The sequence below is a fragment of the Mesorhizobium sp. CNPSo 4688 genome (assembly GCF_057784295.1).
Genome location: NZ_JBWLUY010000020.1, coordinates 70,294 through 88,513 on the forward strand (window position 1 = coordinate 70,294; position 18,220 = coordinate 88,513).

16 protein-coding genes are annotated in these 18,220 nt (G+C 59.8%); 10 read left to right on the plus strand and 6 right to left on the minus strand.

The window, feature by feature from the left end; all coding sequences use genetic code 11:
* Positions 1–87 precede the first annotated feature (87 nt).
* Together AC04SH_RS29050 and AC04SH_RS29055 are read right to left on the minus strand one after the other, a co-directional pair.
* Positions 88–1,857, minus strand: coding sequence for a pilus assembly protein TadG-related protein (locus AC04SH_RS29050; protein WP_488577574.1), 1,770 nt, complete (start codon positions 1,855–1,857; stop codon positions 88–90).
* A complete protein-coding gene (locus AC04SH_RS29055; RefSeq protein ID WP_192256477.1) occupies positions 1,857–2,303 on the minus strand; it encodes a TadE/TadG family type IV pilus assembly protein in 447 nt (148 codons plus the stop codon). The genes AC04SH_RS29050 and AC04SH_RS29055 overlap by 1 nt, the downstream gene beginning before the upstream one ends.
* A 290-nt stretch (positions 2,304–2,593) precedes the next feature.
* Here AC04SH_RS29055 and AC04SH_RS29060 point away from each other — a divergent pair, with 290 nt between their 5' ends.
* From AC04SH_RS29060 to AC04SH_RS29075, 4 genes are all read left to right on the plus strand, one after another.
* Positions 2,594–4,186, plus strand: a complete 1,593-nt coding sequence (locus tag AC04SH_RS29060; RefSeq protein WP_488577575.1) for a peptide ABC transporter substrate-binding protein — start codon at positions 2,594–2,596, stop codon at positions 4,184–4,186.
* A 175-nt stretch (positions 4,187–4,361) separates the two neighbouring features.
* On the plus strand, positions 4,362–5,285 hold the full coding sequence (locus tag AC04SH_RS29065) for an ABC transporter permease subunit (RefSeq protein WP_477234095.1): 924 nt from the start codon (positions 4,362–4,364) through the stop codon (positions 5,283–5,285).
* A complete protein-coding gene (locus AC04SH_RS29070) occupies positions 5,278–6,405 on the plus strand; it encodes an ABC transporter permease (protein WP_477234097.1) in 1,128 nt (375 codons plus the stop codon). The genes AC04SH_RS29065 and AC04SH_RS29070 overlap by 8 nt, the downstream gene beginning before the upstream one ends.
* 17 nt (positions 6,406–6,422) lie before the next feature.
* Positions 6,423–8,042, plus strand: a complete 1,620-nt coding sequence (locus AC04SH_RS29075) for an ABC transporter ATP-binding protein (RefSeq protein ID WP_488577576.1) — start codon at positions 6,423–6,425, stop codon at positions 8,040–8,042.
* A 41-nt stretch (positions 8,043–8,083) separates the two neighbouring features.
* Here AC04SH_RS29075 and AC04SH_RS29080 read toward each other — a convergent pair whose 3' ends face one another.
* The gene (locus AC04SH_RS29080) at positions 8,084–8,428 is read right to left on the minus strand and encodes a hypothetical protein (protein ID WP_488577577.1); all 345 of its coding nucleotides are present in this window, start codon (positions 8,426–8,428) and stop codon (positions 8,084–8,086) included.
* A gap of 568 nt (positions 8,429–8,996) precedes the next feature.
* Between AC04SH_RS29080 and AC04SH_RS29085 the strand changes: the two genes are divergently transcribed.
* A complete protein-coding gene (locus AC04SH_RS29085) occupies positions 8,997–10,769 on the plus strand; it encodes an adenylate/guanylate cyclase domain-containing protein (RefSeq protein WP_488577578.1) in 1,773 nt (590 codons plus the stop codon).
* A 323-nt stretch (positions 10,770–11,092) separates the two neighbouring features.
* Here AC04SH_RS29085 and AC04SH_RS29090 read toward each other — a convergent pair whose 3' ends face one another.
* From AC04SH_RS29090 to AC04SH_RS29100, 3 genes are all read right to left on the minus strand, one after another.
* Positions 11,093–12,421 (minus strand): tyrosine-type recombinase/integrase, encoded by a 1,329-nt coding sequence (locus AC04SH_RS29090; RefSeq protein WP_488577579.1) that lies wholly within the window; start codon positions 12,419–12,421, stop codon positions 11,093–11,095.
* 753 nt (positions 12,422–13,174) lie between these two features.
* Positions 13,175–13,858 (minus strand): hypothetical protein, encoded by a 684-nt coding sequence (locus AC04SH_RS29095; RefSeq protein ID WP_488577580.1) that lies wholly within the window; start codon positions 13,856–13,858, stop codon positions 13,175–13,177.
* 62 nt (positions 13,859–13,920) lie between these two features.
* Positions 13,921–14,139 (minus strand): hypothetical protein, encoded by a 219-nt coding sequence (locus AC04SH_RS29100; RefSeq protein WP_488577581.1) that lies wholly within the window; start codon positions 14,137–14,139, stop codon positions 13,921–13,923.
* A 135-nt stretch (positions 14,140–14,274) separates the two neighbouring features.
* On the opposite strand from AC04SH_RS29100, the gene AC04SH_RS29105 reads away from it, so the two are divergent.
* The 5 genes from AC04SH_RS29105 (at position 14,275) to AC04SH_RS29125 (ending at position 18,204) form a co-directional block, all read left to right on the plus strand.
* Positions 14,275–14,496 (plus strand): DUF6471 domain-containing protein, encoded by a 222-nt coding sequence (locus tag AC04SH_RS29105; RefSeq protein ID WP_488577582.1) that lies wholly within the window; start codon positions 14,275–14,277, stop codon positions 14,494–14,496.
* 241 nt (positions 14,497–14,737) lie between these two features.
* Positions 14,738–15,238: a helix-turn-helix transcriptional regulator gene (locus tag AC04SH_RS29110; protein WP_488577583.1), complete on the plus strand. Its 501-nt coding sequence runs from the start codon at positions 14,738–14,740 to the stop codon at positions 15,236–15,238.
* A 25-nt stretch (positions 15,239–15,263) separates the two neighbouring features.
* Entirely contained in the window at positions 15,264–15,812 is a 549-nt protein-coding gene (locus AC04SH_RS29115; RefSeq protein WP_488577584.1) for a hypothetical protein, read from the plus strand.
* 6 nt (positions 15,813–15,818) lie between these two features.
* Positions 15,819–16,775, plus strand: a complete 957-nt coding sequence (locus AC04SH_RS29120) for a hypothetical protein (protein WP_488577585.1) — start codon at positions 15,819–15,821, stop codon at positions 16,773–16,775.
* Entirely contained in the window at positions 16,741–18,204 is a 1,464-nt protein-coding gene (locus AC04SH_RS29125; RefSeq protein WP_488577586.1) for a primase-helicase family protein, read from the plus strand. Before AC04SH_RS29120 ends, AC04SH_RS29125 begins: the two co-directional genes overlap by 35 nt.
* Positions 18,205–18,220: the final 16 nt, after the last annotated feature.

Sequence of the window (18,220 nt, forward strand, 5' to 3'; positions counted from 1 at the left end):
CGCAATTCCCAAGGGAAAGCGCTACGCGCTTTTCCCGGGAAAACCGCTCACACTTTTCCTGGAATTGCTCTAACCGATAGATCGGGCCTATTGCACCAGAACGGAGCGGCCGCAGGTCGCGCCGGTGACCCGGACATCGGCCTGGCCGACGCTCACCCCGAGCGCTGCGAGCACATTGTAGACCAGCGTGTCGACAGGCGCCGTCACGCTGTTCAGCAGCGCCACCACCGGCGGCTTCACGGTTCCCAGCAGAGTGCTGAGGTTGATCGGCAGGCCCAGCGGATTGGCCGTCAATGTCAGATCGCTGACCAACGACGTTGTCAGCGACTGCGTCAGGTTCTGCGTCGAGGCAGTCTTGATCGTCTTGGCGGTGATATTGGCATAGTCGAAGACAAGGTTGGTCGGATTGATGTTTTTCATCGCAAATGCCGCCGAGCCCTTCACCGACACGGGCGGGACGAGCAAAAGCTTCACTGCCGCGATTTCGGTAATGGAGAAAAGCTCATCTTTGGTGAAGTCGGCGAAGGCTCCGGGATTGCCGTCGGCGCTGCTGGCGGCAAGATGCGCCTCTACGACACCCGGAGTTGTGGCTACCGTGACCTTGATGCTCTCGGGACGGCCCGTCGGACAGCTTATGTCCGTCAGCTTGGCCTCCGCATAGGCGATTTCGATATGCAGCGGCAGGGTGACGGTGAGCAGGCTGGTGCCGCCGCCGATATTGCTGTTGCCGACAGTGACCGACGCCAGAAGCTTGATGCGTGTCTGCGCGGTGCGCACCACGGTGCCGGCCTCGCCGACAGCCAGCCATGGCGAGGATTGCATCGGCTCGCCAATGGCGACGTTGAGCGTCGTGGCGGTGAGGCCAGGCACGGTGACGCCAAGGTCGAGCTGGGCCTGGTTGGTGCCGTTGGCAAGGGAGGCTGCGGCCGTCAGCATCCCCATGGCGCTGGTATCGACACCCAGGCCCGAGGGCTTTTGCCCGATACCCAGGCGGCCGACCGAGCCGAGGTCGACAAGGTGGCTGAGCGGAATCTGGACCGTGCTGGTGGCCTTCGAGGCCACCGACTGCAAGGCCAGCTTGGCCGTGTTGCCAAGCCCCGGGACATTGGCCATGGCGGTTGCGATCTGGCCGATGCTGGCCTTTGAAGCCAGCACATCCGAATAGGTTACACCGGTCATGTTCAACTGAACCGCGAGCGCGTCGACGAAGGAAAGCACGTTGATGTCGGCCGCGATCAGGGAATTATAGTCCATCACGCTGAGCGAGATGTTGCCGCCCACCAGTCCCTTGAGGAGCGCATTGAGCAGGCCGTCATTGACGCTGAGCAGCCTCGAGCCGACCGAAAATGTCGCCTGCGCCTGGGCGTTTGCGGTGGCCGTCGTGCCGATGACCGGTGGGGCCATGAACGAGGCGCCGAAATAGAGCGTGCCCCGCTTCTTCAGCAACACGCGCACGGCATTGTAGGGCAGCTTGCCCGCTTCGAACCGGCTGCCGGCGGCGATCGAACTCAAGCCGGTGTAGCGCCCCGGCACAATCTGGACCACCGCCTTGGTGGCTGTTGGCGCGTCGGTTGTCCCGTCTTTCTGCACGGCAACCGAGCTGATGCCATTGTCCTTCAGCGTCGTCAGCACCGCCGTTTCGACGTGGGCGAGGTTGGCCGCGGCAGTGATCGCCGCCAGGTCGACGATCGACTGCGCTGCGCGGCGCTCGTTGAATAGCGCACCCTGGTCGACGGCGAACGCCGTCAGGGCCAGCGCGACAGGCGCGCAGAGCGCCGTCATGACAGCGAAATTGGCCCGCGTCTCGCGCAGCAGCCGCCGGCATATCTGCCACATTCCGGCAACGGCACTACGCATCAGATGCCCCCGACCCGGATCGTCGATTGACGTTGAATGGTCATGCCCGGCATCGCCAGATTGGGGAACAGATTCCAGATCGGCAAATTCCGTGCGTCGTAGCTGACCGAGACCACGAACTGACTGCCATCGGCGACGCTGTCCTTGGCGTCGACCGTCAGTTTCGTGGCATCGACGAAGGGATAACCATTGACATCGTTGTTGATAAAGTTGGTCACCAGCGTCTTGCGTTCAGTGGCGTTCAGCCCCGCAATCGCCGTTCGCGCCGCATCCGCCGCGATTTGCTGGACCGAATGGCTGGCGCCGAAATAGATGCCATATGCAACCATTCCGAGTAGGAGCAGGATGAACAACGGCGCCAGCATGGCAAATTCGATCGCCGAGGTTCCCGAGGCGTTCGCCCGGAAACGACACCACAAGGCAGGGAGTTTTGGGTTCTGCAGCATACTGCCAAGCATGCCAAACTTCGCTTGCAAAAACAGAAAACCGATAAGGCAACCGCAAGGTGCAGCCAGTTGAAAGGCATCTGAATTTTAGCTGGTACTATTTTAGCGCTGGACTACTCACTCTACGTCAAGCAGCGGGCGGTTGAAATAATATTTCCGTCTGTCTAGTGTCCTGCCACCAGCTGCCGGAAAGGGAACCGGCGGCGCGCTCAAAGGGGCCAGAAATCGGTTCCGGGGCGTTAACACTCGAAAGGCGCGAGCCGTTGGGCCGCGCCAAAGGGAGAGACTTCATGCTGAAAAATATGCTGAAGGCGACGCTGGTCGCCACAACCATGACCTTTGCTGCAGGCACGTTCCTGACGCCGGCCCTTGCCGAGACCGTCTACAACAGAGGCAGCGCCGCCGAAGCGGAGACGGTCGATCCGCACAAGACCTCGACCGTCTACGAAGCCGATATCATACGTGACCTGTTCCAGGGTCTGGTCATGCACGATCAGAAGACGAACCTCATTCCGGGCGCCGCCGAAAGCTGGACGGTATCGGATGACGGCACCGTCTACACCTTCAAGCTGCGCAAGGACGGCTTGTGGTCGGATGGCAGCCCGGTGACGGCGGACGACTTCGTCTACTCCTTCCGTCGGCTGGAGGATCCGGCGACCGCCGCCGAATACGCTTCTATGCTCTATCCCGTGAAGAACGCCGAGGAAGTCAACACCAAGAAAGGCAAGCCTGAGGATTTGGGCGTCAAGGCGATCGACGCCAACACCCTGGAAGTGACGCTGAAGGCGCCGACTCCCTACTTCCTCGAGATGCTGACCCACCAGGCCACCTATCCGGTCAACAAGGCCTCAATCGACAAGCTCGGCGCCGACTGGATCAAGGCGGGCAATCTCGTTTCGAACGGCGCCTATACACTGGCCGAGTGGATTCCCAACGACCACATGAAGCTGGTCAAGAATCCGAAATTCTGGGACGCCGCGACCGTCAAGATGGACGTGGTCAACTACATCCCGACCGAAGACCGCTCGTCGGCGATGAAGCGCTTCGAGGCCGGCGAACTCGACAGCTACGGCGACCTGCCGACCGAACAGCTTGCTGACCTCAAGACCAAATTCGGCGATCAGGTCCGCGTCGGACCGTATCTCGGAACCTACTACTATGCGATCAAGACCGACAAGGCGCCGTGGGACAATGTCGAGCTGCGCAACGCCATCTCGATGGCGATCGACCGGGACTTCCTCGCGGAGAAGGTCTGGCAGAACTCCATGCTGCCTGGCTACTCGATGGTGCCTCCGGGCATCGCGGGCTACACCCCGGCAATGGCCAAATACGCCGACATGTCGCAGATCGACCGCGAGGACGCCGCCAAGAAGATCCTCGAGAAACTCGGCTATACGCCTGAGCATCCTCTGAAGATGGAGATCCGCTACAACACCTCGGAAAACCACAAGAACACCGCGGTTGCCATCCAGGAACAGCTGAAGCCGCTTGGCGTCGAGATCACGCTGCTCAACACCGATACCAAGACCCACTATTCCTTCCTTGAGCAGAAGGGTAACTACGACGTGGCGCGTGCCGCCTGGATCGCCGACTACAAGGATCCGGAAACCTTCCTCGGCATCACACGCAAGGCGAGCGGCAACAACTATTCGAACTACAACAGCCCGGCATACGAGGCGGCCATGGACAAGGCTGCTGCTGCTGGCGGCAAGCCGGAAGAGCGCATGAAGGACCTCACTGAGGCCGAGCGCATCCTTGTCGATGACGTCGGTAACATTCCGCTTCTCTACTATAGCTTCCACGACATCGTTTCCTCGAAGCTGCATGGCTTCGACGACAATGTGATGGACATCCATCCGTCCCGCTTCATCTCCAAGGACTGAATCATCCTTGACTGGACCGCCGCGCCCTCGTCCGGGAGCGGCGGGCTGGTCGGTCATCGCATCGGTCCGAAAGTCGTGGTCGATTTTCGGCAAGCCCGGTGCGAAGATTTGGAGCGCCGGAGCGTGGCCATGCGTCCGCATGGACGTGTGTCGCTCTGGCCGAAGCGGGGCGCCGATGCTGCGATATATTCTCCGGCGGCTTCTGACCGCTATACCGACGCTATTCGTCATCGTGACCATGGCGTTCTTCCTGATACGCGTCGCACCAGGCGGTCCGTTCAATCAGGAGCGGGGCTTGAGCCCCGAGATCAGGGCCAATCTGGAAGCTCAGTTCGGCCTCGACGATCCGCTCTGGCTGCAATATGCCCACTATCTTGGCAATCTTTTGCGCGGCAATTTCGGGCCGAGCTACAATTTGCCTGACTTCACCGTCACCGAACTCTTCGCCAAGGGCTTGCCGATTTCAGTCCAGCTCGGCACCTCCGCGCTGATCCTGGCGCTTCTGCTCGGCTCGGTGCTCGGCACCACTGCCGCGCTCAACCAGAACAAGCTTGGCGACTATACGGTGATCGCGCTGGCGACCGCCGGCAGCACCATCCCAACCTTCGTCATCGCTCCTGTGATTCAGCTGGTGTTCGGATTGACCTGGAAGCTGTTGCCGATCGGCGGCTGGGGTGATGGCGCACTGATCAACAAGGTCGGGCCGGTGCTGACGCTCGCTTTGCCGCAGATCGCCATCGTTGCCCGCTTGATGCGCGGTTCGATGATCGAGAGCTTGCGCTCGCATCATATCCGAACGGCGCGTGCGCTCGGCCTCTCCGACTGGTCGGTGGTGGTCAAGCACGCGCTGCGCGGAGCCATCCTGCCGATCGTGTCCTTCACCGGGCCGGCGGCCGCGGCGCTGCTTACCGGTTCGGTTATCGTCGAGACGATCTTCTCCATTCCCGGCGTCGGCCGCTATTTCGTCGATGCCGCGCTCAACCGCGACTACACGCTGGTGATGGGAACCGTGGTGGTGATCGCGCTCTTCACCATCGTCTTCAACCTGATCGTCGACGTCATGTACGCCGTCGTCGATCCGAGGGTGCGCTATGACTGATATCGCAGCCACCGCCGCCCCGCCGGCCGTCGTCGGCCGCTCGCTCTGGGGCGATGCCTGGGCGCGGCTCAAGGCCAACCGCGCCGCCATGTTCAGCCTCTATTATCTGGCCTTCATCGGCGTCATCAGCGTGTTCGGGCCCTGGTTTGTGCCGCATCAATACACCACCATCTATGCCGACTATGTGCGCACGCCGCCAAGCTTCTCAGCCTATCCGAAGCCCGACATGATCGAGACGGCGCTTGACGATGCGATCAAGCGCATGCGCGTCAACATCAAGGAGTGGAAACTGGACGGCAGTCGCGTCACCGTCACCGTCACCTCGACCAAGCCGATCGACGAGCGCAATATCCGCTACCTCGACCGCTCCGATGCCTTCGACGATACCAAGATCGAGAGCAAATCGGCCGACGGGCTCGAATTGACGATGACTGCGTCGGTCAAACAGCAATATTTCCTGTTCGGCACCGATAATACCGGCCGCGATCTGTTGTCGCGCACGCTGATGGCAGGGCGCATTTCGCTGGCCATCGGCCTGCTTGCCGGCGTTGTCGCCGTGGTCATCGGCGTCCTCTATGGCGCAGCGGCCGGCTTTTCCGGCGGCAAGATCGACGAGGTGATGATGCGCATCGTCGACGTGCTCTATTCGCTGCCGTTCATCTTCTTCGTCATCATGCTGGTGGTGTTCTTCGGCCGCAACTTCGTGCTGATGTTCCTGGCGGTGGGTGCGGTGCTGTGGCTCGACATGGCGCGCATCGTGCGCGGCCAGGCGTTGTCGATCCGCCGCCAGGAATATGTCCAGGCCGCCGAGGCCATGGGCGTCGGCCAGCGCGGCATCCTGCTCCGCCATGTCATCCCCAACCTGCTCGGACCAGTGGTGATCTACATGACGCTGCTGGTGCCGCAGGTCATCATCCTGGAAAGCTTCCTGTCCTTCCTCGGCCTTGGCGTGCAGGAGCCGATGACCAGCTGGGGCGTGCTGATCTCGGTTGGCGCCAAGAACATCGGCACCGCCAACTGGCTGCTTTTGTTCCCGGCCTTCTTCCTCGTCTCGACGCTTTTTGCACTGAATTTCGTCGGCGACGGCCTGCGCGACGCGCTCGACCCGAGAGATCGATAAAGATGGGAACCGTTGATATGGCAACTCCCGAAACGATCCTCAGCGTCAAGGACCTTCGTGTCCGCTTCCGCACGCTCGACGGCGCCGTCGAAGCGGTCAAGGGCATCAACATCCACGTCAACGCCGGCGAAACCGTTGCCGTGGTCGGCGAATCCGGCTCCGGCAAGAGCCAGACGATGATGGCGGCGATGAGCCTGCTGGCGTCCAACGGCGAGGCGACTGGTCACGTCGACTATCGCGGCCGCAACCTGCTGACCATGACCAAGTCCGACCTCAACAAGGTGCGCGGCGCCAAGATCAGCATGATCTTCCAGGAGCCGATGACCTCGCTCGATCCGCTCTATTCGATCGGCAACCAGCTGATGGAGCCGATCCGTAAGCATCGCGGGCTAAACGCGGCCGAGGCGCGCGAGGAGGCGCTCAAGCTGCTCAGGCTGGTGCATATTCCCGATCCCGAACGGCGGATGAAATCCTATCCGCACGAAATGTCGGGCGGCCAGCGCCAGCGCGTCATGATCGCCATGGCGCTCGCCAATGACCCCGACATCCTGATCGCCGATGAACCGACGACGGCGCTCGACGTCACCATCCAGGCGCAGATCCTGGTGCTGCTCGCCGAACTGCAGCGCAAACTCGGCATGGCCATCGTCTTCATCACCCACGATCTCGGCATCGTCAGGCGCTTTGCCGACCGCGTCTATGTCATGCGCTATGGCGAGGTGGTCGAAGAGGGCGAGGCCGAAGCACTGTTCGCCAACCCGCAGCATGCCTATACGAAAATGCTTCTGGCCGCCGAACCGACCGGCACCAAGGCGCCGCCGCCGGCCAACGCGCCGGTGCTGCTCGAGGGCAGGAATGTCGAGGTGACCTTCAAGATCGGCGGCGGCTTCCTCGCCGGCGAGCCGCTGCTGCTACGCGCCGTCGACCACATTTCGATCCGGCTGAAGCGCAATCAGACCATCGGCATCGTCGGCGAATCCGGTTCCGGAAAATCGACGCTCGGCCGCGCCCTGCTCAGGCTGCTGCCGAGCGATGGCGTCATCCGCTTCGGCGACCGGGATATCTCCACCGCCGACCGCCAGGCGATGCGGCCGCTGCGACGTGAGATGCAGCTGGTCTTCCAGGATCCGTTCGGCTCGCTGTCGCCGCGCATGACCGTCGGCCAGGTCATCACCGAAGGGCTTCTGGTGCATGAGCCGAACCTGTCAGGCAAGCAGCGCGACCAACGCGCCGTCGAGGCCTTGCTCGAGGTCGGCCTCGATCCCAACGCGCGCAACCGCTACCCGCACGAATTCTCCGGCGGCCAGCGCCAGCGCATCGCGATTGCGCGGGCCATGATCCTGAAACCCAAACTGGTGGTGCTGGACGAGCCGACCTCGGCGCTCGACCGCTCGGTGCAGAAACAGATCGTCGAATTGCTGCGCAAGCTGCAGGCCGACCACGAACTGTCCTATCTCTTCATCAGCCACGACCTCGCCGTGGTGCGCGCCATGGCCGACTACATCATCGTCATGAAACAGGGAAAGATCGTCGAGGAAGGCCCGACGGAAGAGATATTCAGCAACCCGCAGGCAGCCTACACACAGACGCTGATGAACGCGGCGATCGATGTGACGCGGTTCCGGTTGAGTGCTTGAGGCGTGAGGTGAAGCAGATCGTCAGGGCAGGGCCAGTGCGCTTAGCCCGCTGACTTGGGGCATCTGCTGGCTCTTGTCGTGACAATCACGTCTTCCCGCTGCTTCAGCTTTTCGATCCTGGCCGTCTCACGGTTGGCGACAGCGGTCTTGACGCGTGCGCCGCCGAGCAGCCAGTTCGGCACGCTGGTGTTGGCGACCTTGCCGCGGGTGATGGCGGTTTGCGAGATGTCGCGCGCGATATCGCCCACGGCATTGTTGAGCTCGGCGCATGTCATGCTGTCGTATTTCGCCGGGTTGACCGTATTGCCCAGCGACGAGCAGCCTGCCGCCAGCGACAGAGCAAGCAGCGCTGACAGACGGCCTGCGATCGAAATCAACAACTTCATCTTCCGTACACCTCGTTTCGGGCCGCTGTTTCGGCGGTTGCCCCATTATCGAGGTAGCGCGGATGGTTGTCTCGTCAAAACACCAGCCCACGCCAGACGCCGATGCGGCCGGTTTGCCTTTAAGTGGATGGGCGCAATGTCTGGTCCCGGCTCCGTCGTCAGCATTGTGAATGTGGGTGGCTTATTGCCTTCGCCGTCGCGCCACTATTTGTGACAAGGGTGCCGTCGAGACTAAACCTCTGAGTGACATGCGATTGTTCGGGTGATGAGGTGCACGTTGGGCTTAAGCGAGTATCCGCTTTGCGCCTCATTTCGGCCTAACAGGCAAAGTTCGTCGTTGCCCTAAAGCGGACACCATCTAGCTGAGGGTCGTGATTGCGACTCCCCGATCCGGGAAACATTCCTTTATCCAACCCCGTGGAAGGCACGAGACGCGACCATGAGTGGGAACGGCTCAACCCATACCAAGACGCGACAATTTAGGTTACCTTTCTGGGACTGAGCTGTCGCGACCTATGGTCGGGTCGCATCACGTGGGAGACCTTCCTCCAATCTCAAAGCCGCATGCATGCGTCGATCGCTATTTCAGAAGTATTTCTTAGTCTTATTCGCGGCGGCCATTTTTCCGATGGCCGCCGGTGGCATCAGCAACACTTGGTTCAGCTATGTCGACCAGCATGCGATCCTTAGTGCCCTGCTGCAGTCCGAGGCAACATCGGCGGCCGACAAAACTGAGAACTTTCTTGACAGCATCCAGCTTGCGCTCGGCTCGACGATCCCCCCGGAAGGGTCGAATATGGCCAGCGTGAAACAGCTCCGGCTTCTTGCCGTACGAGCGATGCACCAGGCCCCGGCAATCCTCAGCATCAGTATTGTCGACGGTACTGGCGCGGAGCGGCTGCACATCTCTCGCACTGGCAAAAACAGGACAGAAAGCGGGGCGGATCGCTCAGGCGATCCCGCTGTCGTGGGCGTCAGGACGGCGAAGGTCTGGTACGGCCCAGTCATTTATCGCCCGGGTTCCGAACCCTCCATAACCATGGCCATGGCCAGTTACGACAATTTGGTCGTCGCCAACTCGGTCATCGCCGAAATCAGTCTGAAGCCCATCTGGCTCATCGTTTCCGAAATCCACGTGGGCCGCAGCGGCCAGGGATTTGTCATCGACCAGGCCGGCCGCCTGATCGCTCACCCCGCGATCAGCAAAGTGATGCAGGGCGCGGACGAGAAAGCAGCGTTGGCCCTGCGCAAATTGCAGGATGCGATCGCTGCCGCAGGCGGCACTGCGATTGCAAGCCTCAACGCCGAGAATGAACGCTTTGTGACTGCTGGCGCGCCGGTTGCCGCGGCCGGCTGGACGGTAGTTGTCGAGCAGTCGCAGGCTGAGGCTTTTGCACCTCTATACGCTTCATTGTGGCGGACCGGCGGGTTGTTGTTCCTCGCCACAGTCCTTGCGGCGGTGCTCGCATATTGGCTTGCCAGACGAATGAGCGGGCCTATCCTCCAGTTGGAGGAGGGCGCTCTCAAGATCGGTGCTGGACAGTTCGATCACCGGATCAACATCTCCACTGGAGACGAACTTGAGCGGTTGGCTGCTCGATTCAACCAAATGGCGCAAGAACTTGCCACATCGCGGGACCGCGCGGAGCGACTGACGCGGTTGAAGCGCTTCCTTGCACCACAGGTTGCGGAACTCGTAGAGAAGGCCGGTGACGAGCGAATGCTCGCTGGACAGCGCGCAGAAATAGTCGCTGTCTTTAGCGACTTGCGTGGCTTTACTGCATTTTCAGCGCACGCTGAGCCTGAGAACCTCATGCAGGTCCTGCGTGAGTACTATGAGGCGCTCGGCGCGATCATCACCAAGTATGAAGCAACGTTGACCAGTTTTTCGGCGGATGGATTGATGATTCTCGTCAACGCCCCGGTTCCACGTGAAGGGCCGGCGCTTCATGCCGTAAAAATGGCTGTCGACATGCAGGATTCCACACAAGAGCTAATATCTGGGTGGCGGCAACGTGGTTATGAGATTGGCTTCGGCATGGGGCTAGCTATGGGGTGGGCAACGGTGGGTCGAATTGGCTATGAGGCCCGCGCTGACTACACCGCAATTGGCAATGTCGTGAACTTGGCATCGAGGCTGTGTTCGTCCGCTGAAGATGGACAAATCCTTGTAGATTATTCCGTGGCACGCCATTTGCCTGGCAACACGCCGATCGTTGACCTCGGTACTCGCCAGTTCAAAGGCCTCGAAGGGCACGTTCGCGTCTACAATGTTGAGACGCAAAAGATTGAGCGGCCGAATTTAGGTTCTGCTGAGAATGACGCAGGGGAAAAGGGCTAGGCTAATCGACGTCCGCAATCGTTCTTCCCTGCACCACAAGCGGACCTACTGCTTCCGGCCCAATTGCAGTCATCCGACGACTGCCGGCAACCGACAGCTGCTTAGGAGAGCTATACACCCTGCCAGCCGCGAAGAGCCGCCAACTACTTTTCCATTTCTGTGAGGATATCTGTGGGGTGTCGGGAGAAACAAACACCTAAGTGTCTGTTTTTTCTGGTCGGAGTGGCAGGATTTGAACCTGCGACCCCCTCGTCCCGAACGACGGGGTCGGCCAGCAAAAGCCCGGATTTCCGGCATTCCTCATCACGACTGGCCACCTTTGTTCATGTTTGTTTCTGACATATCTGTGGGGTTTCTGTGGGGTTTCTGTGGGGAGCTGTGGGGGAGTTCATCTTCCGTGCCGTCGGCATGCGGACAACATTTGTCGGCAGGCTCCTGGTCCGCGACTTGGACACGATAGCCTCGGCGGCATCCGCCTGGAAATCTGGATGATGATGGCCGTAGGTCTGGATCAGCATCTCAACCGTCATGCCTAGGAAGCCGGCAGCGGCCCACGGGTCAGATCCTTGTTGCATCAGCCAGGTTGCAGCAGTGTGGCGAAAGATGTGCGGTGTAACGTCGGTGCGGAACACGGACCTGATGGTGCCGTCCGGCGCTGCCACCTTCTCGTACCAGCCGAGGCCCGCTGCCTCGACCACAGAACGGAAGGCCTTCTTGATCGACTGTACCGGTTTGCCATTCCACTCAACGACATAATCTTGGGCGATCATTCGGCCAATGTTCTCACTCTTGCCTCGACGCCTGGTCTTAAGTTCAAGTGGGGTGATCGCCCACCGCCGAACATGAGCAAGAAGGCGATTGGGCAAGCGCACCGGCGGCTGCCGTTTTTTCGTCTCAAGACGACCAGCTGCGCGACGATAGAACACGCCGCGCTCAAGGTCGACATGGCCCGCGCCCTCCGTGGGACGGACAGCAGCGCCGCAGATCGCAGCCGAACGTGTTCCGGTGTAGAGAGCCACTAGGATAAAACGGGCAACGTGTCTTCCAGTCCGACGGTCACTGGGCTTCCCCTTCCAAGACTGGCGCATGCGCCACGCAGAACGGACTAACGCGGCAGCCTCATCGCGGGTCAGCCAACGATCTCGTGGCGCAGACTTCGCCGGCAACACGATCGCCGGTGTCGAGGTTACATAGCCTTCTTTGTGATAGTGGTTTAATGCCGCTCGCAAGTCTTCGAGCTGCCGGCGAGCGGCCGCACCACCGCCATGCGTCTTGGCATAGTCACGGCAGATTTTGCCGTCGATGTCGCCAATCATCATGTTGCCAAACCAGTTTAGGATGGCCACCAGTCGGCCCGCAGTTTCCTTCGGTTTGGCGTGATTGGGCGCGACGTCAGTCAGGTAGATGGTAACGGCGTCGGCTATCGCAACGGTAGCGGGATCACGACCGCGCTCTCGGACCGGCTCATACTTTTCGGTGATGTAACTGGCGAGCCGTTTTTCAGCGCGTTTGCGGTCGCCAGTGCCGCCGCAAGCGCTGATGAAGGTCGCGCCGTCGCGGATGAACCAGCCTGCGCGGCTGCGGAGTGATCCGTCCTGTTTCCTGCTTTCGTCGCGCCAGACAAGGCGTGTCCCTTTCGAAGTCCTCGACATCTATTCCTCATCTCACCGATCGCGGCTAGGGTGACATATTCTTTGCCAGCGATCATTTCGGTGACAAGTCGTCCTGCGTCCCGTTCCTTTCGGAGCCCGGCGGCACCCATTGTTCCATCTGGGAAGGCGATGCGGGCTGCTATATCCAACCGGAGCGGCGCAGTTTCGTCCGGCTGATTGCCCTTCTCAAGAATGGAGGTGTTCATAGATCAGCAGACGTCCTGGCTTTCGATACACGGAGCGTGCTTGATCTAGTTTGGTCGATGCCGGAGTTCTACGGCTCCAATTGGCGGTACTATAGGAAGAGTGGTTTTTCGGCGTAGAGACCCCTGAGGCCGGTGAGTGCTATTACTCGAAAAAGCGATTTTTTTGCGGGGCATGAGTAGGACTATTCCCGCCGCCAGACCGCCGGGCTCCTGAAATTATCGTGTACACCTTCCGCCGCCGGCCCCAGGTGCGCGGGCGATCGATAAATCCGGCCGCCGAGCCAATTCGAAAACGCTCAAGCCAACGGCCACGTTGCACGATAGAAATGCCGCCCGAAAATCGGGCTCCCCGCGTCGCTCCGGCTCGGTCTGCAGCTGGGTGGCCTGACGGTGAAGACGGCGCCCACGAGACGCAGTTGTCGGCGTACTCAGGGCGCCGATGTCGATCTGCAGAAGAGATGGGCGTCCGTGGGAGCTGAAGAACATCATTGAACAATCATAAGCGGCTTCAGGAAGGAGGGAGAACTGGGTGCCCATCGCGGAGAGATCACTCAGGATCAAACTTCGACAGCATCCGCTCGACAGCCTCCCGAAGTGTTGCAGCTGTTCGTCGACCGCGCTCCTGGATTATCGCCTGCAGTCGGTCAGGCCCAATGGTCGGCACGAAGTCCGCCGAGGCTATTTCGCCATCCTGATAGGTGAAGTCGAGCGCCATCGCGCCGACAAGGTTCAGGTGCTGGGCAAGGATTGCCGTGAGCTCGTTGAGGCTAGCGGCAAGGGCGTACAGGAGCGGTATGGCGACGGGCGATTTGTGGATGGTTACACTGCTGACCAGCCGTTCGAAGCCCTTCCACCACATCAGCTCTCCAATTCCTCGCCAAGGACCCGAGCTGGCGGAATGAGCCGCGGCCGCGTAGCTGGCCAGAAAGTCCTCGCTATAGAGCACATCGTAGTCGCCGCGGCCGAAGTTTATCTCCGCGTTGCCCTTCTGGTTAACTCTGGCTTGAAGGAACACGCGCGGCTTCCTCTTCTCATCGCGGACGGTGGAGTTCCAATTGGCTGGATTGATCAGTACGTCGACGTGCTCCCTATTGAGGCCGCAAGCGTAGTCGTCATCATCCAGCATCCAGGCGAGCTCGTCGTCCAGCCTGGAAGTTCCGGTCCGATGGCGTGCACGCGCCTGAGTCAGGTATTCGGAGCTCGAGATGGAGGGGTCGAACAATTCGGTCATTTTGAAAGTCCTGTGGAGGAGGAGGGCTAGACGCCGTGAAATTTGACTGTCGGATCGCTATGTTAGGAGCGAGTCGAGCGTTCGAAGCGGCGCATGACATGGTGGTAGACTTCAGGCGTCTTGTGGCCCGCGTCCGTCATCAGTGTCGCAGCGCTTCGCAGCGTTTCAATTGTTTCCTTCAGCGAACGGAACTCGTCATCTTCGTGATGAAGGTCCAGTTCCGAGGAAAGTTCGCGCAGAAGGTTGATCAGCACTTTTGCCGTTGCGTGGTCGATGGTCATGTAGTGGGTCCTAATCGAGTGGTGTGAAAGCAGAAAGATATCGTTTTCAGTAGAAATCTACTGTTTGAGATAGATAGCTATGAAGATGAGGAACACAATGGGTCGCGCAAGATTTTTTTGGCGGAGAATGTTCGGATGACCGAAACAGAGTGGGAGCGGCTGGTGAGCGGACTCCTGAAGGCCGAGCTCAAGCTTCAGGGCCTGAGCTATGCCGATCTGGTCGAGAAACTGGCCGCCATCGGGGTCGAGGAAAAAGAGGCCAACATCAGCAACAAGCTGTCGCGCGGACGCTTCACTGCAGTTTTCCTGGCCCAGTGCTTGAAGGCGATTGGATCGCAGAGGCTAAAGCTCGATTGACATGTCTGGGGGCGCCTGCGCCTCGCTCACGCAGGGCTCCAGCTGCAGTGATCCCAGCTGGAATATGCAGACCGGGTTTGGCCTTAGACCTGGCTCAGGTTTTTGCGCAGGCGGGATTGGCGCACTAGGAGACGACCGCGAAGGGGCAATTCTCTTACCCTAGAGTATTGCGGATTTCATACCTAGCGGATCGAGCGCGGCGGGACCAAATGGGTCGGACCAATCCATTGAAAGGAAATCAATGTCCGACAAATATTTGACAGTCTCAGAAGTTGCCGACTTGCTTGGTGTGCTCAAAGAAAACGTCTTGCGAATGGCGCAGCACGGGGCGCTACCACATCCGGTCACGATAAGCGGTGAACCACACTTTCCTGAGGCGCCGATCTTGCGTCGACGCGAGGAGGAGGATGACGCTGTCCCTTCTGCCGGCATGTACCTGTCAACGGGCGAAGATTTTTTCTATTATAGGGTGGTGAAGGCCAGCCACATGCTTGTCTACAAAAACTGGCCATTCGCAGTTTTCAGTCTCTGGGACAAAAGCCTTCACATTCGCCCTTGGCTTACACACTTGGTCGATGATCTTCCCGATCACGAGACCATCTTGCTTTCCTGTGAGGACGCAAATGTCCCAGAGGTCAGTTTGGAGGATCTTCCAAAGCCCACTTCAATCGCCTGGGGATATAGCTGGGCCGGGCAGTACGATTTGGATGTGACGGTCGCGGCTCCATATGTGAGCCACTAATCCCAGCAGAAACTAGTACCGCGTCATGGACGCCGAGTTTCAAATGCTCGGCGTCCAAAAGGCTGCACTTGTGTGGTTCGCGGCCTGCGCACATCACGCTAGATCTGACTGCAGCACGACGCAGCACACTTCGGTTGTTCCCCTCATCGGTAGTCAACATCTGTTCGCCACTGGCAGCGGCCAGGTGAACCGAAAGGCGGAATACATGAAAGAACAAAATCCCATCATAGACCTCTTCCCATATTTGGCTAAGTGCGAAAGACATCTAATGGTCGACCACGCGGTAGCTCTAAAACTTCACATCCCCAGGGAAGCACTCATCGAACTGGTACGGGCAGGATTGGGCCCGAAGCCGCATCCCGCCTTTGCGTCAGGCCGCTACTGGTTTCTGAAGGAACTCGTTCCCAGCTGGAAATTTTGGGCGGCTCGCGAGGCAAGTGACGACGATATCAAGCATGCGGCCGATATCATCCTGAAGGACGATCGCACTCGACGCATTCGCGAGTTCCAGGCCCACGACAATGACGACCCGCGGAGGTTTCTGACTGCGCTGTTTTCTCGGAAGGCGTGGTAAGTGCCCATGCAGACTGACAGGAAGCAGATCAAGGAGTATGTCGAACGGATGTTCGGGCTGGAGAGCCAGGGCAACCTTGTTGTGTTCGAACGAGATCAATCGAACACACGGCGGAGGCATGCGGTTTTCCCGTACAGCAGTCGGGAAGTTGCCTTCGACTTTCTGGCAACACAGCCCGAAGGCATTCATCGGTACCTTGCGGTAGCGCTTCACGATCACAACGCCGTTGAGGACCAGACGCGACGACAGGACACTGCCTGTGCCGTTGCCTTCCTGGCGCTCGACATCGATCTCGCCACTGGGGTGCACTCTGCCAAAAACCTCCCGGACGACCAGGAGCAGGCGTTCAGGTTGCTGGAGGAGGCGGGCTTGCCCGAGCCCACCCTGACCATCCATTCAGGTGGAGGGCTCTACCCGATATGGCAGTTCGAGCAACCCTTCCTCCTGAAGGCGCAGGAAGATCGGAGCCGCGTTGAGCGGCTCTGGTCGGCCTGGAACGAACAGGCGCGCGTGGTCTGGAAAAGTCACGGGCTTGAGCTGGACAAGATTGCAGAACTCGCACGCGTCCTCAGGGTGCCTGGAACGTTCAACCCGAAGACCGAGCCGGCCAGGCCCGTCCACATCTTGGACGGAGCAAGTGGTCGGACCTGGACTCTCGAACAACTGGAAGACGTCGTCGCGGCCCGAATGGTCGCAAGTTCCAACAGTTCGTCTCGCTCTGGCCAGCATGCCTTGGCGGACGCGCTTCGAGAGGAAATGATGTCGGGCGACGAGGATGCAGGCAGGGATGCCGCTGGCGCCCTTGCTATGATCACGGCCTGCAGTTTCCTTCGTTCATGCGATGAGAGCAGCGAGGGTCTGACGGAGCCGCAGTGGAAGGACGCTGCTGACATTTTGGCGCACGTCCCACAAGAGGTACTTTCATCTGATGTCCGCCCGCGACGCGCGATACAATTATCGTGAAGCCCAGACCAAGTTGGATCACGCCAGGAAATACCGCCCTAAGCTGTGCCAGACGATCGCCGCGACAAACTCCGAGTGCGGTGGCTGCCTGTTCCGTGAAGGAATGGTCATTCGGACCCCGGTGGAACTGGCCAACACGGATCCGGGGCTCGCACCGCTCCAGGCGAAGTACGTGCTGGACTCAAAAACGGGTTTGTTCTTTGACATCTCGACAGGGCGAGACAAAACGAAGGAGGATTTCGATCGCTCCTTCACGCGGAACATGCACAAGAAGCGGCTGGCGAGCACCGCCTTCCGCAATTCAAAAGTGTCGTGCCTGGCTGATGAGCACGACTTCCTGGTGGGCAACGAAAAGCTCATTGTCGAGGAAAATGGCGTCCGGACCTTTAACACGTGGAAGGACGGAGGAATCCTTTCTGCGGAAGGCGACGCATCTCTTTGGCTCGACCACCTTCGCTACCTTCTGCCTGGCGACGGTGAGAGGCGATGGGTCCTTCAATACCTTGCCCATCTCGTCCAGCGGCCGGCCGTCAAGATCAAGTCGGCGATCGTGCTGCAGTCAAAACAGGGTGTCGGCAAGAACCTTTTGGTGCGCGCCGTCAAGCGCATGTTTCATAATAACGATGTGCGGGAGGTCTACGGCGGCATCCTAGGAGAGCGTTGGCAGGCAGAGCTTGGAAACGCTCGCCTGCTGGCCCTGGACGAACTGCAGATCGACGAGTTGAAAACCGCGTACAACCGCCTGAAGCGATGGGCCACTGAGGAGATCCAGTCTGTCGAGCGGAAGGGGGTTGATGCGTTCAACGTGAGGACGCCTCGCGGCATCATCATCATGACGAACAGCGATAAGCCCATGGCCATCGAGCATGACGACCGGCGGCTCTTCGTGTGCAAAGTGGAAGCCGCCAAGCGGGAAGACGCATATTATCGTCAGCTCGTAGAGGTCGGCCTGTCGGACGAAAGCGTCGCCGCCTTCAAGCACTATCTGATCCACCTCGAACTCACCGATTTCGACGCGAACGCCGAACCACCACGAACGGGCGCGAAGGACGAGTTGATCCGGGCCAGCGCATCCGTGCCGGAGCAGATCATCGCTGAGCTTCGGGAGAGCGGCACTTCACCGTTCAATCGTCCGGTATATCTGGCCGAGGATGTGGCGGAGGCGGTTGAAGAGCGAATGAGGAAGACGGTCACAGTGCAGCAGATTACGCCGATCCTGAAGAAGCTCGGTGACCGCAGGCGGGACACAAAGACGTCGGTTCTGCGTCCTGTAGGGAAACGAGCATACGTCTGGGCGTGGCAGGATGTGGATACATGGATGGACGCTTCGAACGAGGACGTCAGGGCTGCCCTGCTGTGGAAGGACACTGGTGTCATGACGTCGGGGTTGACGCCCGTCCTCGCAGCTGCCGTCCAGGCGGCCAACTAGCCAACCGGCGGAGCAA

What these genes read in the sequence shown, in the direction of transcription:
- AC04SH_RS29125 (WP_488577586.1), top strand. Translation starts at nt 16,741, where the DNA reads ATGTCCGCCCGCGACGCGCGATACAATTATCGTGAAGCCCAGACCAAG.
- AC04SH_RS29075 (WP_488577576.1), top strand. Translation starts at nt 6,423, where the DNA reads ATGGCAACTCCCGAAACGATCCTCAGCGTCAAGGACCTTCGTGTCCGC.
- AC04SH_RS29105 (WP_488577582.1), top strand. Translation starts at nt 14,275, where the DNA reads ATGACCGAAACAGAGTGGGAGCGGCTGGTGAGCGGACTCCTGAAGGCC.
- AC04SH_RS29065 (WP_477234095.1), top strand. Translation starts at nt 4,362, where the DNA reads ATGCTGCGATATATTCTCCGGCGGCTTCTGACCGCTATACCGACGCTA.
- AC04SH_RS29115 (WP_488577584.1), top strand. Translation starts at nt 15,264, where the DNA reads ATGGACGCCGAGTTTCAAATGCTCGGCGTCCAAAAGGCTGCACTTGTG.
- AC04SH_RS29110 (WP_488577583.1), top strand. Translation starts at nt 14,738, where the DNA reads ATGTCCGACAAATATTTGACAGTCTCAGAAGTTGCCGACTTGCTTGGT.
- AC04SH_RS29060 (WP_488577575.1), top strand. Translation starts at nt 2,594, where the DNA reads ATGCTGAAAAATATGCTGAAGGCGACGCTGGTCGCCACAACCATGACC.
- AC04SH_RS29090 (WP_488577579.1), bottom strand. Translation starts at nt 12,421, where the DNA reads ATGTCGAGGACTTCGAAAGGGACACGCCTTGTCTGGCGCGACGAAAGC.
- AC04SH_RS29080 (WP_488577577.1), bottom strand. Translation starts at nt 8,428, where the DNA reads ATGAAGTTGTTGATTTCGATCGCAGGCCGTCTGTCAGCGCTGCTTGCT.
- AC04SH_RS29055 (WP_192256477.1), bottom strand. Translation starts at nt 2,303, where the DNA reads ATGCTGCAGAACCCAAAACTCCCTGCCTTGTGGTGTCGTTTCCGGGCG.
- AC04SH_RS29070 (WP_477234097.1), top strand. Translation starts at nt 5,278, where the DNA reads ATGACTGATATCGCAGCCACCGCCGCCCCGCCGGCCGTCGTCGGCCGC.
- AC04SH_RS29120 (WP_488577585.1), top strand. Translation starts at nt 15,819, where the DNA reads ATGCAGACTGACAGGAAGCAGATCAAGGAGTATGTCGAACGGATGTTC.
- AC04SH_RS29095 (WP_488577580.1), bottom strand. Translation starts at nt 13,858, where the DNA reads ATGACCGAATTGTTCGACCCCTCCATCTCGAGCTCCGAATACCTGACT.
- AC04SH_RS29100 (WP_488577581.1), bottom strand. Translation starts at nt 14,139, where the DNA reads ATGACCATCGACCACGCAACGGCAAAAGTGCTGATCAACCTTCTGCGC.
- AC04SH_RS29085 (WP_488577578.1), top strand. Translation starts at nt 8,997, where the DNA reads ATGCGTCGATCGCTATTTCAGAAGTATTTCTTAGTCTTATTCGCGGCG.
- AC04SH_RS29050 (WP_488577574.1), bottom strand. Translation starts at nt 1,857, where the DNA reads ATGCGTAGTGCCGTTGCCGGAATGTGGCAGATATGCCGGCGGCTGCTG.